Below are 14,366 nucleotides of genomic sequence, written 5' to 3'. Positions count from 1 at the left end.
GGCTCGGAGGGCACGATGGGCGAGGCCGTGATGACCACGCGGCGACAGGCCGACGGCGCGCTCGTGGTCGACCTGCGTGGCAGCCTCGACGCGGCCACGGTCGACGGGCTGCGGGGCGTGCTGCTCGAGACCCTCCAACGTGACCGGCCCCGGCTGATGATCGTGGACCTGACGTTCGTCACGTTCATGGACTCGATGGGCATCGGCATGCTGGTCACCGGCTACGAGGCGGCCCGTGACCTGGGCTCCCGTTTCGTGCTGCGCAACCCGAACGAGTTCGTCCACCGGCAGCTGCGGATCACCGGCCTGACCAGCCTGTTCGGGCTGCCCGCCGAGCCCGTCCAGCCCTACCGCATCTAGCGCCTTCTTCGGAAGAAGGCGCTAGCGCGCCACCGGGAAGTGGATCGGCCCGCGGATCAGGGTGGACGAGCGGCGCCGGAGCGGGCCGGCCCGGTGCAGGCCGGGCATCCGCTCGGCCAGCCGCCGCAGCGCCACGGTCGCCTCCAGCCGGGCCAGGGGAGCACCCACGCAGTAGTGGATGCCGCTGGAGAAGGCCAGGTGGTCGGCCTCCGGGACACGGTGGATGTCGAACCGTCCGGCGTCGGAGTACACGTCCGGGTCGCGGCCGGCCGCCCCGAGCAGGGTGACCACGAACTGGCCGCGCCGGACCACCGTCCCGGCCACCTCGGCGTCCTCCAGCGCGCACCGGGCGGTCCGCTGCACCGGCGGGTCCCAGCGCAGCGTCTCCTCGATGGCCGGTCCGGCGAGGCCGGCCGGGTCGGCGCAGAGGTCCGCCCACTGGTCCGGATGGTCGAGCAGGGCGCCGACCGCGTTGCCGATCAGGTTGACCGTGGTCTCGAAGCCGGCCACCAGCAGCAGGCGCAGCATCGGCATCATCTCGGCCGCCCCGACCCGGTCGCCCTCGGCGGCCAGCAGCCGGCCCACCACATCGTCCGGCCCGGAGCCGGCGGGCAGGTCGCGGCGAGTGGCGATCAGCCGGGTGAAGACACCCTCCAGTTCGCGGCTGGCCTCGATGAGCCGGGCCGCGTGCCGCAGCGAGCGGATCCCGTCCAGGGCACTGCCGAAGGTGGCGCCGTGCTCGGCGAAGCGGCTCGCGTCGGCGTCCGGCACTCCCAGCAGGTCCGTGATCACCGCGATCGGCAGCGGCGCGGAGAACGCGCTGACCAGGTCGAAGGTCTCCGCCGCGGAGGCCTCCTCGAGAAGCTTGTCGACGGTCTGCTCGACCTGGGGGCGGAAACCGGCGATCTGCCGTGGGCTGAACGAGGGCTGGGCCAGGCGGCGCAGCCGGGTGTGGTCCGGCGGGTTGCGGTCCAGGAAGGACATGTCCACCTGGGTGCCGGGTGGCGGCGGGCCGACGTTCTCGGCGGCGCGCACCCCGAACCGGCGGTCCCGCAGCACCGTGTCGCACACCCGGTGGCTCGGGGTCACGTAGTTGCCGAGGCGGGTGGGCGCCAGGTCGCCCTCGGCACGGAGGCCGTCGTAGATCGCGTACGGGTCGCGGCGGCCGGGCGCCAGGTGCAGCCGGGACATCGGGTCGCCGCGCAGGTAACCGTGGTAGGCGACGGACAGCCGATTCGTGTACAGGGTGGTGGCGAAACGCAGGGCGCGCACGGTGCCCTCCTCCCGAAGGTCCCTTCCGGCAGCCTAGGGGAGGAGGGCGAGCCGGGCACTCAGCAGTCTTCGGCGACGTAGCCGATCAGGTGAGCGAGCGCCGCGTTCCAGTTGATGGTGAGCTCGTTGGTGGACCAGGACTGGATGTCGTCGATGAAGCAGAACTGGCCGGTGCAGCCCTTGAGCAGGTTCTGCGCGACCGGATCCTGGATCGACGAGTTGGGCCCGCCGGACAGGGTGCCGGCCGGCGGGTGCGGCAGCGACGGGTCGAGCTGTGCGGCGTACCAGCGGCTGTGCTGGTTGTTCGCGTTGACCTCGCCGTAGCCGGTGACGTAGGAGATGTTCAGGGCGTTGCGGCCGAACAGGTAGTCCAGGCCCGTCAGCAGGCCGTCCCGGTACCGGTCCTTTCCGGTGATCCGGTGGGCCGCGGCGATCACCACCAGGTTGTTGGCGATGATGCTGCTGGAGCCCCAGTCCCAGACGTTGTTCGTGGGCGCGTAGCCGACGCCGTACGGGTGCTGTCTCTGGACCGCCAGATACTCCTCGGCGCCGTTGACGACCTGGGCCTTCACCGCGGACAGGCCGGGCAGCCGGTTCGGGGTGAGGGCGAGATCCATCTTCGCGGCGGCCGCGGTGACCGCCCAGTCGAACGCCACCGGGCCGAACACGTCGGCGGTGTGCTCCGGCGACGCCAGCACGTCGGTCGCGTACCTCTTCTCGCCGGTGGTCAGGTACAGCTCGGCGGCCGCCCAGTAGAACTCGTCGGTCACCTTGTCGTCGTTGTAGGGACCGCCGCCGGTGCCGTCGGACACGGGGGCGTACAGGGCCGGGTTCGCCTTGGCGGCGTCGTAGGCGGTGCGCGCGGCGGCGAGCGCCCGGGCCGCGAAGGCCGCGTCGAACGGCTTGTAGAGGCGGGCCGCCTGGGCGGCGGTGGCGGCCACGTTCAGGGTCGCCGCGGTGGAGACCGGGTGCAGCTCACGGGGCTGCGGGTCGAGGTGCGGCAGCAGCGGCAGGCCGGTCCACGCCTGGTCGTGGATCTTGTGGTGGACCAGGCCGGCGTTCGGCTTGCCGGCCGGCACCTGCATGCTGAGCAGGAACTCCAGCTCCCAGCGGGCCTCGTCGAGGATGTCCGGGACGCGGTTCCCGCTCTCCGGGATGGTCAGGTTCACCTTGCGGGAGCCCTTGTTGTGCTCGTACTCCGACAGCAGCTCCCAGACCGAGATGCCGCCGTTGACGACGTACTTGCCGTGGTCGCCGGCGTCGTACCAGCCGCCGCGCACGTCCAGCGTGTAGTCGCAGACGCCGGGCTGGCAGGGCACCGCGCCGTCACCGCGGTTCGGGGCGACGTCGACGTGACCGGCCGGGCGGGCGTACCCCGGTCGTAGGTCGTCACGGATCTCGATGCCGGAGCGCTGGGTGTAGTACAACTTGAGCGCGTCGGTGCGCAGCTTGTCGTACGCCCCGGGTTTGATGTCGAAGGGCCGTGAGGTCTCGCCGTCGGCGGTGAGGGTGAGCCCGGTGGCGTTCTTCCGGAATCTTCCGAAGTCGATGGTGTGCACGTTCTGCCCGGAGGACACGTCGGTGCCGCGGGGCGTCGTGGTTCCACGGGCGACGACGGCGCCGGCGGCGGTGCGCAACTCCCAGGGCAGCGCGGTCGTCGACGAGGTGACCAGGGTGGCGCCCTTCGGGCCGTCCGGCAGGTAGGCGACCTGGTTGACCCGCACGCGCGGCCCGGTGTCCGGCTCGTAGACCTCCGGCGGCACGCCGCCGACCAGCGAGACGTCGTCCACACAGAACCGCCACGGGTCCGGGCTGCCGCCGACCTGGAAGGCGACCTGGCCCTGCGCGGTGCTGGTGCTGGCGGTGAACGTGTACTCGTAGTGGGTGAGGCCGCCGAGGACCGGTGACTGCTCGAAGTAGGTGTCGTAGGGGCTGACCGACAGGCCGGTGATCGCCCGGACCACGTGGCCGGCCGGGTCGCCGGAGGCGTCGAAGCTGAACCGGTACGTCTCGCCGGCGACCAGATCGATGTCGTTCTGCCCGATCGCGGCGTCCCAGCGGTTGGTGGTGCCGCCCGGGACGTCGACGCAGGCCCGGCCGTCGACCAGCTCGATGGTCATGCCGCCGTTGGCCCAGAAGGGGTCGGCGCCGTTGTCGAAACCGCCGTTGACGACCTGTTCGACTTCTTCGGCATAGGCCGGCGCCGCGGCTCCGGCGATGACCAGTGCGGTGACGGTGGCTATCTTGAGGGAGCGCTCCCATAGATGCATGGACACATATTGGTTGCGTACCTGTTGCGGCGTCAACGCCCCTGGTCACGGATCCATGCGTCGATCAGTCCGCCGAAGTGCGCCAGGAACTTCTCGTGCTCGTGCACCGGGTACATGGCGCGGACGGTCTCGCGCAGCAGCGACCGGAACTCGTCGGAGTCGACCCAGTCGTACACGATGCCGTCGATGGTCCCGAGGTGCTTGCCACAGAACTCCTGATATTTCTCTATTTCAAAGTAGTCATCGGTGAGTTCCCGATAACCTTCCAGTTTTTCGGCGTATGTCCGGTCCGAATCGTCCGCGATCGCGAAGTAGCCGGCGGTGTTCATGTCGAGCCGCGGCCGCCGACCGGTCACCACGCAGTAGACCGTCCACCGCACCAGCGCCGTCATGGCCCACGGGAAGTAGTAGTGCAGCGAGGTCAGCGACACGTCCGGGCAGGCGTTGGCGTAGTCGATCGGGTGCACGTCGCCATCGCGCACCAGCGACTCGCAACTGTTGAACTCCCACCGGAAGAACGCGTTGATCAGCCGGGAGATCGTCACCACCTCGTCGCCGGCGGCCGCCGACAGGAAGTCGTGGTCCACCTCGTAGCGGGCGTGCATCGGCTGCTCCGGGCGGAACCTCATCACCATCGTCTCCGGGCCGATGCTCAGGCTCCGGGCGAAGACGTCGTAGCCCTCCACCGACGCCTGCAGGTGCATGAGCCGCTCGCCGGACGCGTCGTACGCCGAATGCAGTTCCTCCTGATCGCGGATCTTCGACACCCCGACCCAGGCGCCCCCGTCGTACGGCTTCATCCACAGCGGGTACCCGATCCCGGCCGCCGTCGCCTCCAGGTCGAACGGCCGGTTGTAACGGGCCGCCGTGTAGGCCCACCGGGAGTTCTCGAGGGGGTTCTTGTACGGCACCAGGACCGTCTCCGGCACCTTCAGCCCGAGCCGCATCATGGCGCAGTAGGCCGCGTGCTTCTCCATCGACTGGAAGGTGAACGGGCTGTTCAACAGGTAGACGTCGTCCATCAGCGCGATCTTCTTGAGCCACTCCCGCGGGTGGTAGTACCAGTACGCCAGACGGTCGATGACCAGGTCGTGCCGTGGCTTGTCGCGCAGGTTGAACGGCTCGATCGTGACGCGTACCGGCTGGGCCCGATGGGTGCGCCCGTCCGCCGCGGTGACCAGCCCGAGCCGCCGCATCAGCGACTCGTAGGCGCGTGGCCAGTCGTCCTCGGTGCCCAGCAGCATTCCGATCGTGTGCTCGACGTCGGCCACGTCGTCTCCCCTTCTTCTCGAGTCAGTCCGGCCACACCCGTCGCAGGAGATCGGTCAGGTGCGGGTGCAGAGCGTCACGCCATCCGGTCCACGTATGAGCGTCCGGATTCTCCGCGAACGCCACGGGATACCCCTGTTTCCGCAAGAAATCCGCCATGTCCCGGTTGTTGGCCAGATTCTCCTCAGCGGCGCCGCAGGTCAGCGTCACCGGCACGGCCGGGCCGGTGGACGCGGCACGCATCCGGCCGGTGAACCGGACCACCCGCCCCCATCGCGGGAAGCCGGACTCCTGCCGGTCGTACCGGGGCTGGAAATAGCTGCCCGACTGCAGGAACAGGCCGGCGAAACCATCCGGATGCGCGCGCTGGGCGTGCAGCATGGCCAGCGCGCCCAGACTCACCCCGGCGCCGATCACCGGGCCGGCGTCGAGGGCGGCCCGGACCCGCGGCAGGATCCGGCAGCAGAGCAGCGCGGCATAGCCGGGATCGGCGGAGAACCACTCCTCCCGCCGTCGCGCCGGCAGCAGCACCAGGTGAAAGGGCACCGGAGAAGTCGCCGCGAACCGGCCCAGCGCACCCAGCCGGTCGTAGTCGGCGCCGTCGTGCGCCATCAGCACCCGCCCGGCTGTTCTGTTCGGCGACCACACCCGCGCCGCTCCCAGGACCGGAAGCCGCAACCGCCGCCACACCCCGGGCCCCGCCGGCGCGGTCAGCCACTCCGGCTCGGTGTAGCCGGGGCAGCGCAGCTCCAACGGCCCCTCCTCGCTGCGGGTGCCGTCCGCGTGGACCAGCTCCAGCCGGTACTCCAGCCGCCACAGCGGCGGCCGCTCCCGGCACAGCTCCCAGGTCTTCAGGTCGGGACGATAGGCCAGATCGGCGCGGAACGCCGAGGAGAGCACCCGCACGCCGGCCAACCGCCGCCGCGGGTCGCGATAGCGGAATCGCAGCAGGGCGCCGTCACACCACGCCCCGCCGGCACCCTCCATGAACGCACACTAGCGCCGCGTGACGTCACCCGCTCGGCGTTGCTCACGGTGATCGGTGGTCCCGCTCTCCCAACCCGTTTCCGGTACGGCTACACCGTCCCGTTCCTATCAGGGCCGTTCCGCCCTGCCACGCGAGCCGGCTGCCCGGTCCGGCCTGTGCCGCGCCCGCCGGGCTCAGATCGGTGGCCGGGCCACCACCCCGTCGCTGCCGTCCGTGGCGCGGGTCCCGTTGCTGCCGCCGACCCTCCACCCACGTCGCCACCGCCGGCATCACGCAGCCCGGATCCACGCCACCCGCATGGACGAGGGCCACGCGGAGTGGATCGTCGCGGCTCTTCGGGATGCGTGGGCGCGCACGGTCCGGGTGCCGTGGGCGCTCACATGGCTTATGACCTCTGCGGTCGCGCACGCCGGGTCCTCCGTGTGCGGCCACCCGTCCTCAAGGTCCGACCGTGCCCGCAGCGGCGGGCCCTGGAGCGCCGCCGTGACCGGCGGCAGGGAGGGGATGTGGTGGCGGGCCGGCCTGCCCGGCCACCGATCTCAGCCCGGCGCGTGCGGCACGGGCCGGACCGGGCAGCGAGCTCGCGGGTAGGGCGGAACAGTCCTGATCGGGCGGGGCGACCTCACGCGTACCGGAAAAGAGGCTGGAAGCGATACGCGGGGACCTGGACCACGGCGGTCCTACAGTCGAGGCATGCGGATGCGGATCGAGGGGGACGAACTGCCCGGGCGGTCCGGCGCCCCGCAGGCCGAGGCGCTGCGGCTCGGCGGCGTGGAGGTCGGGGTGCAGCGGCGTGGGGAGGTCGTGGACCGGGGGCCGGTGCATGCGGACCGTGCCGTCTGGGAGCTGGACGTGGACATCCGCGAGAGGGACGAGGGCCTGCTCGACGTGGGCGGGCCGTGGGTGCACGGCCGGCCGGGCGCCCGCTTCCTCTATCTGAGCTGGGGCGCCACCGGGGACGGCTCGTTCGCGATGTTCCGCCGGGCGAAGCTGATGTTCGGTGACATCCCGGGTGATCTGCTGCGGGCCGCTCGCTCCGGCGACCGGGTGCTGGTCGGCCGCCTGGGCCTGACCGATGTCGACGGTGGGCCGCTCTGCGCCCGGGTCCGCCCACCGATGATCACCTGGACCGTGGAGTGACGACGGCTCGCGGCCGCCTGGACCGTGGAGTGACGTCGGCTCGCGGCCGCCTGGACCGGGGAGTGACGCTGGTTACGCCGGGGGTGCCGGAGGCGTCTTCGGGGCCCGGAAGTGTCAGAGGGGCGGCCTAGAGTCGGCGGCATGAGCGAGGTGGTCCGCGCGGGCGCGGCCGGGGTTCGGGTCCTGCACGGGCTCCTCCGGCCGGATGGGGCGCTGGCCCTCTGGGGTGAGGACGGCACGGCCGCGGGCCACGGCGCCGCCGGGCGCGGGGCGGCGCCGGAGCATCCGTTCGCGGTGCCGTCCGCCGAGCTGCCGGCCGGCGACGGCGGCACGGCCACGGTGGTGCTGCCCTCGACCGGCGCCGGGCCGCTGGCCTCGCCGCATCTCGGGCTGCCACCACGCCGGGGCACACCGCGGGCCCGGCAGTGGCGGGTGCCGCTGGCGGTGGTGCCGTTCCTCGACGTCGATCTGGTGGCCGAGTTCGAGGGCCGGGCCGCGCCCTCGGTGGAGTGGCTGGTCGAGCTGTGCGGGTTCGCGGCGAGCCTGGTCCGGCGCGGGCGGGTGCTCCCGGTCGTCCGGATCGAGGGCCCACGTCCCTCGGCCCGCTGGCAGCCGGTCCTGTCCGGCGCCGACGCGGTCCGCCGCTCCGCCCTGCTCAACCGGATGCCACCGGCCTGCCGTGCCGAGCGGCCGGAGACCGGCGGCGACCCCTTCACGGCGGCGCTGGAGCGGCTGGTGGACGGGCTCGTGCGGACCCGGCTGGCCGAGGCCGGGGTCACCCTGGCCGACTACGGCTGGCTCGCCGCGCTGACCGGGGAGCCGGAGTTCGACGCCACCCCGGCGCTCGCCGACGAACTGGCCGGGCGGCTCGGCGCCTGGTTCGAGCAGGCCGCGCGCGGCGCCGAGGTGCGGGTCTGCTTCCGGTTGAGCGATCCCCGCGAGCACGAGCCGGTGATGCCCGACGAGGTGCCGCTGCCGGAGGACGCGTGGCGTCTCGAGTTCCTGCTCCAGGCGGTCGACGAGCCGAGCGTGCTGGTGCCGGCCGCCCAGGTCTGGCGGGACCGGTCGGCCCCGCTGCGCCGCTGGACCTCGCACCCGCAGGAGCGGCTGCTCGCCGGCCTGGGCCGGGCCGCCCGGCTCTACCCCGATCTGGCCGAGGCGCTGCGCGGTGTCCACCCGGGCGAGATGCTGCTCGACACCGAGGGCGCCCACCGCTTCCTGAGCCACGCCGCGGTGCTGGAGGAGGCGGGTTACGGCATTCTCCTGCCCGCCTGGTGGCGCCGCCGGCCGAGCCTCGGGCTGTCCCTGGAGGTGCGCGGCCGCGACCCGGTCTCGCAGGTCCTGCGCGACCGTGCGGTCGGGCTGCGGGAGCTGGTCGACTACCGCTGGGGCCTGGCGCTCGGCGGCCGCACCCTCACCGAGGACGACCTGGCCGACCTGGCGAAGGCGAAGGTGCCGCTGGTCCGGCTCCGCGGCCGGTGGGTCTTCCTGGACCCGGAGCGGCTGGCCGCCGGGCTGGCGTTCCTGAAACGGGGCGGCGGGCGGATGACCGCGGGCGACGCGCTGCGGGTGATGCGCCTGCTGCCGCCCGAGGAGCTGCCGCTGCCGGTGACCGACGCGCGCGGCGAGGGCTGGCTGGCCGACCTGCTCACCGGCCGGCTCGACCAGCGGCTCGAGGTGCTCGATCCGCCGGACGGTCTGGTGGGGACGCTCCGGCCCTACCAGGTTCGCGGTTTCTCCTGGCTGGCCTTCCTCGACTCGCTGGGGCTGGGCGCCTGCCTGGCCGACGACATGGGCCTCGGCAAGACCGTGCAGCTGCTGGCGCTGCTGCTGCACCACCGGGCGGGGCCGGCCCTGCTCATCTGCCCGCTGTCGGTGCTGGGCAACTGGCAGCGTGAGGCGGCCCGGTTCGCGCCCGGTCTGCGGGTGCGGGTGCTGCACGGCGCCGACCGGGAGGAACCGGCCGTCCTGGCCGCCGGGGCCGACATCGTGCTCACCACCTACGCGACAGCCGTCCGCGACGCCGACGCGCTGGCCGCCGTCTCGTGGGACCGGGTGGTGCTCGACGAGGCACAGCACATCAAGAACAGCGGCGGAGCGACGGCCCGCGCCGTGCGCCGCTTCCCGGCCCGCAACCGGATCGCGCTGACCGGCACCCCGGTGGAGAACCGGCTGGCCGAGCTCTGGTCGATTCTCGACTTCGTCAATCCGGGCCTGCTGGCGTCGGCGCACACGTTCCGGGCCCGGTTCGCGGTCCCCATCGAGCGCTACGCGGACGAGGACGCCGCGGCCCGCCTGCGCCAGGCGACCCGGCCGTTCCTGCTCCGGCGGACCAAGGCGGACCACGGCATCGCCGCCGACCTGCCTGCCAAACGGCACGTCCGGCACCTCTGCGGGATGACCACCGAGCAGGTCAGCCTCTACCGCGCGGTCCTCGACGACCTGCTGGAGCGGCTCGCCGAACCGGGCGAGAAGTGGCGCAAGGGTCTGGTGTTGGCCGCCATGACGAAACTCAAACAGGCGTGTGTGCACCCGGCGCTGCTGCTCAAGGACAACTCGCCGCTGGCCGGCCGCTCCGGCAAGGTCGACCGGCTGGAGGAGATCGTCGACCACGCGCTCGGCGCCGGCGAGAGCCTGCTGTGCTTCACCCAGTTCGCCCGGTTCGGCGCGATGCTCACCCCGCATCTGGCGGCCCGGTTCGGGGTGCCGGTGCGCTACCTGCACGGCGGCACGCCCCGGGGCGCCCGCGACGCCATGGTCGCCGAGTTCCAGCGGGCCGACCGGCCGGGAGTGTTCGTGCTGTCGCTGAAGGCGGGCGGCACCGGGCTCAACCTGACCGCCGCCAACCACGTGGTGCATGTGGACCGTTGGTGGAACCCGGCGACCGAGACCCAGGCGTCCGACCGCGCGTTCCGCATCGGCCAGCGGCGTGACGTCCATGTGCACACGCTGGTCTGCCTCGGCACCCTGGAGGAGCGGATCGACCGTGTGCTGGCCGACAAGGGAGTCCTGGCCGAGCGCGTGGTCGGGTCCGGCGAGGGGTGGTTGAGCGCGCTCTCCACTCAGGACCTGCGCGACCTGTTCGCCCTGGCCCCGGAGGCGATCGTTGACTGACCTCAGGTGTGGCTCTCCGTCGCGGGTGGAGGTGTTCGGTGGCTGAGTTCCCGTTGGCCTTCCTCGGCATGTTCGAGGCTCTGCGGATGGGGCCGACCTTCGCTCGTGGGCGCCGTGACGAGCGGGCCGGGCACGTGCGCAGCCTCACCGTCTCCGGCAGCCTGGTCGTCGCCCTGGTCCGCGGGCCGGACGATCCGGTCGCCTTCCGGGCCCGGATCGCGGTCCGTGCCTTCGGCGCGTCCGAGTGGGCGCGGGTGGAGACGGCGCTGGTCGCCGAGGCGCGGTTCGTGGCCGATCTGCTCGACGGGCGGATGCCGGCCGGGGTCGAGGCCGTCTTCGCCGAGGCCGGGCTGAGCCTGTTGCCGTTGTCGCTGGACGAGGTGGCGATGGACTGCACGTGCGAGCGCTGGCCGATGCCGTGCGCCCACCTGGCCGCCACCTGTTATGCCCTGGCCCGCGCCTTCGAGGCCGATCCGTTCGAGGTGTTCACCTGGCGGGGCCGACCACGCGACGAACTCCTGATGCGCTTGCGGCGGCTGCGCGAGGCGGCGGCCGTCGACGCGATCGGCTCCGGCGCGGCCGCGCGCGAGAGCTCGTCAGGTCTCGCCGGGGCGGGCGCTTCCGCCCCGGCCGGTGGTGCGGTGGGCGCGGCCGGCGGTGCGGCGGGCACCTTCGACCCGGTCGGCGGTGCGGCGGGTTCCGGTTCGGACGGTGGTGCGGCGAGTGGCTTCGGCTCGGCCGCCGGTCGGGCGAAAGGTTCCGATGTGGCCGGGAGTGCGGGGGCGGTCTGGGCCGCGGCCGCCGATCCGGTCGCCTTCTGGGGGCGGCCAGATCCTGGCGAAGCCGGATCGGTGGCCGAGCCGAGCGGGCTTGGGTCGGGTGGGCGTGAGTCGGGTGGGCGTGAGTCGGGCGGGCTTGGGTCGGGCGGGCGTGAGTCGGGCGGGCTTGGGTCGGGCGGGCTTGGGTCGGGCGGGCGTGGGCCGGATAGGCCCGGGGCCGGTGGGGGTGGGTCCGATGAGGCCGGAGCGAGTGGGCGAGGAGTGAGTGGGGCAGGGACGGGAGAGCGGGATGGTGGCCTGCGGCCGGATGCTCTTCTCGATCAGTTGGATGCTCCGGGGCTTGCCCATCATGGCCGCGCGATTGTCGAGGTGCTGCGTCCCGCCTATCGCGCCCTGCCTGATGGAGACGGTGCCTATTTTGCTACCTAATGACCGTTTTATCGTCATCGGCGCGACGTTTCAGGGTCACCACCAGGTAAGCGTGCGGGCTACCGTGAGAAGTGCATTTCCGCTGGTCAGCTGTTCTTTTTGAGCTAAACACAACCGTTCCGTTACTGGCTTTACGGCCACTCTCCGGGTCGGCCAAACGGCCGACATTCCGGTAAACGCCAGATTCCCCTCGGGACCCCATGATGAGCTACGGACGTCATGGCGATTTGTCCTGAAAAGGTGTGACAATGAAAAACGCAAAGCGGATGTTGGCACTAGCGGGTATGACCCTGGCGGCCGGCGCGATGCTCGGAATTGCGCCCGCCCAGGCGGCGCCCGACGCCGACCAGTCGCCCCGTACCGCGACCGTCGCGAGCGGCGGCTGGGGCGATTGGAACGTGGGCTGGGGCAACGATTATGTCGTCGGCGTCTACAACAACCTGTGGGCGTGCCGCAATGCCGGCCGCTGGGTCGCCGGGGTCGGTGCATGGACAGACTTCGACTGCGTACCGGCGTGGGATGTCCGTTGGGGCCGGATTTGGGTTCTCCAGATCGATAGGGGCTACTGGGGCTGGAACCGCTGGAACGGATGGCAAGGCGACTGGCCGTACCGCCCGAACTTCCTGTACGGGAACACGTACAACATCGGGGGCGGCTACGTCAATCCGTTCTATAACCGTGTCGGGTTCAGGTACGGCCACGGCGTGGGCGGCCTCGGGTACGGCGCCGGCCTGAACAGCTTCCGGTACGGATACGGCGCGGACGTCGACGGTGCCGTCGTGGGCGGTGCTGTCGTGCGCGGTCCTTACGGGGGCGGTGCTGTCGTGGGCGGTGCTGTCGTAGACGGTGATGTCTACGGGGGCGGTGTTTACGGTGACGGCCCGTGGTACAACAAAGGCAAGGTTGACAAGTCAGTAAAGTCCGGCAAGGTCTACAAGTCGAATAAGTACGACAAGCACGACAAGGCGTACAAGGCGTACGACACGCACAAGAGCCCGCTGGGTGCACTGAACTTCAAGGACCAGCACAAGATCAAGTGATCACGCGAACGGGCCGCACCATCTCGAGGTGCGGCCCGTTCTGCGTACCCTCACCAGGCGACCGGCGCGTAGTCCTTCAGGAAGCAGCCGTACACGTCCTCGCCACTCTCACCGCGGATGATCGGGTCGTACACCCGGGCCGCGCCGTCGACCAGGTCGAGCGGGGCGTGGAAGCCCTCCTCGTGCAGCCGCATCTTCGTCGGATGCGGGCGCTCGTCGGTGATCCAGCCGGTGTCGACGCTGGTCATCAGGATCCCGTCGGCGAACAGGTCGTCCGCGCTGGTCCGGGTCAGCATGTTCAGCGCGGCCTTCGCCATGTTGGTGTGCGGATGCCCGGCGCCCTTGTAGCCGCGGGCGAAGATCCCCTCCATGGCGGAGACGTTCACCACGTACCGTCTCGGGAACTTCGACGCCATCATCGCCGGGCGCAGCCTGCTCACCAGGATGAACGGCGCCGTCACGTTGCAGAGCTGCACCTCCAGCAACTCCAGCGGGTCGACCTCGTGCACCCGGTCGCTCCAGCTGTTCGTCGGCGTGGTGTCCGGCACCAGGCCGCCCGCGTCGATCGCCACCGAACGGGCCGTCAGCGCCATCTCGGTGATCTGCTGAGGCGTCAACTCGGTCACACCGGAGGTCAGAGCGGCCGCCGGGGACGCGCCCGCCGTGCCGAAATACTCCAGCTCCGGCAGACTTCCGCCGGGCAGTGCCTCGGCCTCGGCGGCGGCGATCGCCGCGTAGGAGCCGGCCGTACGCCGTACCGTCTGGGCCGCGTTGTTGATCAGAATGTCCAGCGGCCCGCGTGACGCCACCGACTCGGCCAGACCCACCACCTGGGCCGGGTCCCGCAGATCGATGCCCACCACCCGCAGCCGGTGCAGCCAGTCCGCGCTGTCCGGCATCGCCGTGAAACGGCGGACCGCGTCATGCGGGAAACGCGTCGTGATCGTCAGATCCGCGCCGTCGCGCAGCAGGCGCAGCGCGATGTACATGCCGATCTTGGCCCGCCCGCCGGTGAGGAGCGCCGTCCGCCCGGTCAGATCGGTACGGGCGTCCCGCTTCGCGTGGTTCAGCTCGGCGCACCGCGGGCAGAGCTGGTGATAGAACGCGTCCACCACGGTGAACCGCTGCTTGCAGACGTAGCACCCGCGCGCCTGCTTCAGCACACCCGCCGTGGCGCCGCGCACCGTGCTGCGCAGCGGAATGCCCGCCGTCTCGTCGTCGATCCGCCCCGGCGCCCCGGTGGCCGTCGCCTCCGTCACCGCCCGGTCGTTGGCCAGCACCGCCTGCCGGCGATCGCGCCGCCGCTGCAACTTCACCGTCTTGAACAGTCCGGCGGTCGCCCGCCGCACGGTCACCGCGTCCGGGTGGTCCGGCGACAACGCCTCCACCTCGGCCAGGACCGCGAGACACACCGCGAGCCGGTCCGGATCCACACTGACGGCGCCCGGGTCTCCGGTCATTCCTACGTCCCCCTCTGGTTCCTACCCGCACGCACTGTACTTACCGGCGCTCCTATCGGCCGACGGTGGCATCCACGCGAGCACTCTTCGGTCAGTGGTACGGCGTTCGCCGCCCGCGGCGGCCCCCCGCCGTTCGCAAGCGCGCCGTGGTCGATTTGTCCGGCTGGCCGCGAGCGCTGTTTCGGGTCGTCCGAGACAGCGCTGACAGCCGGCCGGAACCGTTCGGCTGGCTGTCAGCGCCTGAC

At 71.6% G+C, this 14,366-nt stretch carries 10 protein-coding genes; 5 read left to right on the top strand and 5 right to left on the bottom strand.

The window, feature by feature from the left end; translation table 11 throughout:
* Positions 1-30 precede the first annotated feature (30 nt).
* Complete coding sequence (locus tag IEZ13_RS07385; protein ID WP_229794531.1) at positions 31-360, top strand: STAS domain-containing protein; 330 nt, start codon at positions 31-33, stop codon at positions 358-360.
* A gap of 21 nt (positions 361-381) precedes the next feature.
* Here the strand turns inward: IEZ13_RS07385 and IEZ13_RS07380 are convergent, their stop codons facing one another.
* Genes IEZ13_RS07380 through IEZ13_RS07365 form a run of 4 tightly spaced genes read right to left on the bottom strand, consistent with a single transcriptional unit; the run spans position 382 to position 6,158 of the window.
* Positions 382-1,632: a cytochrome P450 gene (locus IEZ13_RS07380; RefSeq protein ID WP_183218978.1), complete on the bottom strand. Its 1,251-nt coding sequence runs from the start codon at positions 1,630-1,632 to the stop codon at positions 382-384.
* A gap of 59 nt (positions 1,633-1,691) precedes the next feature.
* Positions 1,692-3,902 (bottom strand): glycoside hydrolase family 9 protein, encoded by a 2,211-nt coding sequence (locus IEZ13_RS07375; RefSeq protein WP_183218977.1) that lies wholly within the window; start codon positions 3,900-3,902, stop codon positions 1,692-1,694.
* A gap of 32 nt (positions 3,903-3,934) precedes the next feature.
* Positions 3,935-5,173, bottom strand: a complete 1,239-nt coding sequence (locus IEZ13_RS07370) for an ATP-grasp domain-containing protein (protein ID WP_183218976.1) — start codon at positions 5,171-5,173, stop codon at positions 3,935-3,937.
* Between the two features lie 22 nt (positions 5,174-5,195).
* Positions 5,196-6,158: an alpha/beta hydrolase gene (locus IEZ13_RS07365; protein ID WP_183218975.1), complete on the bottom strand. Its 963-nt coding sequence runs from the start codon at positions 6,156-6,158 to the stop codon at positions 5,196-5,198.
* A gap of 694 nt (positions 6,159-6,852) precedes the next feature.
* Here IEZ13_RS07365 and IEZ13_RS07360 point away from each other — a divergent pair.
* The 4 genes from IEZ13_RS07360 to IEZ13_RS07345 all read left to right on the top strand — a co-directional run bounded on the left by IEZ13_RS07360 (position 6,853) and on the right by IEZ13_RS07345 (position 12,661).
* Positions 6,853-7,299 carry a DUF5990 family protein gene (locus IEZ13_RS07360; protein WP_183218974.1) on the top strand — a complete coding sequence of 149 codons (447 nt, stop codon included), beginning with the start codon at positions 6,853-6,855 and terminating at the stop codon, positions 7,297-7,299.
* 141 nt (positions 7,300-7,440) lie between these two features.
* Positions 7,441-10,413, top strand: coding sequence for a DEAD/DEAH box helicase (locus IEZ13_RS07355; protein ID WP_183218973.1), 2,973 nt, complete (start codon positions 7,441-7,443; stop codon positions 10,411-10,413).
* A gap of 38 nt (positions 10,414-10,451) precedes the next feature.
* Positions 10,452-11,621: an SWIM zinc finger family protein gene (locus IEZ13_RS46330; RefSeq protein WP_229794530.1), complete on the top strand. Its 1,170-nt coding sequence runs from the start codon at positions 10,452-10,454 to the stop codon at positions 11,619-11,621.
* A 248-nt stretch (positions 11,622-11,869) separates the two neighbouring features.
* The gene (locus IEZ13_RS07345; RefSeq protein ID WP_183218972.1) at positions 11,870-12,661 is read left to right on the top strand and encodes a hypothetical protein; all 792 of its coding nucleotides are present in this window, start codon (positions 11,870-11,872) and stop codon (positions 12,659-12,661) included.
* Between the two features lie 50 nt (positions 12,662-12,711).
* Here IEZ13_RS07345 and IEZ13_RS07340 read toward each other — a convergent pair whose 3' ends face one another.
* Complete coding sequence (locus tag IEZ13_RS07340) at positions 12,712-14,121, bottom strand: SDR family oxidoreductase (protein ID WP_183218971.1); 1,410 nt, start codon at positions 14,119-14,121, stop codon at positions 12,712-12,714.
* Positions 14,122-14,366 lie beyond the last annotated feature (245 nt).

The sequence above is a fragment of the Actinoplanes campanulatus genome, from assembly GCF_014647795.1.
Taxonomy (GTDB): Bacteria; Actinomycetota; Actinomycetes; order Mycobacteriales; family Micromonosporaceae; genus Actinoplanes; species Actinoplanes campanulatus.
The sequence above is the reverse complement of the archived record's forward strand: the minus strand, read 5'-3'. Positions and strand labels throughout refer to the sequence as shown.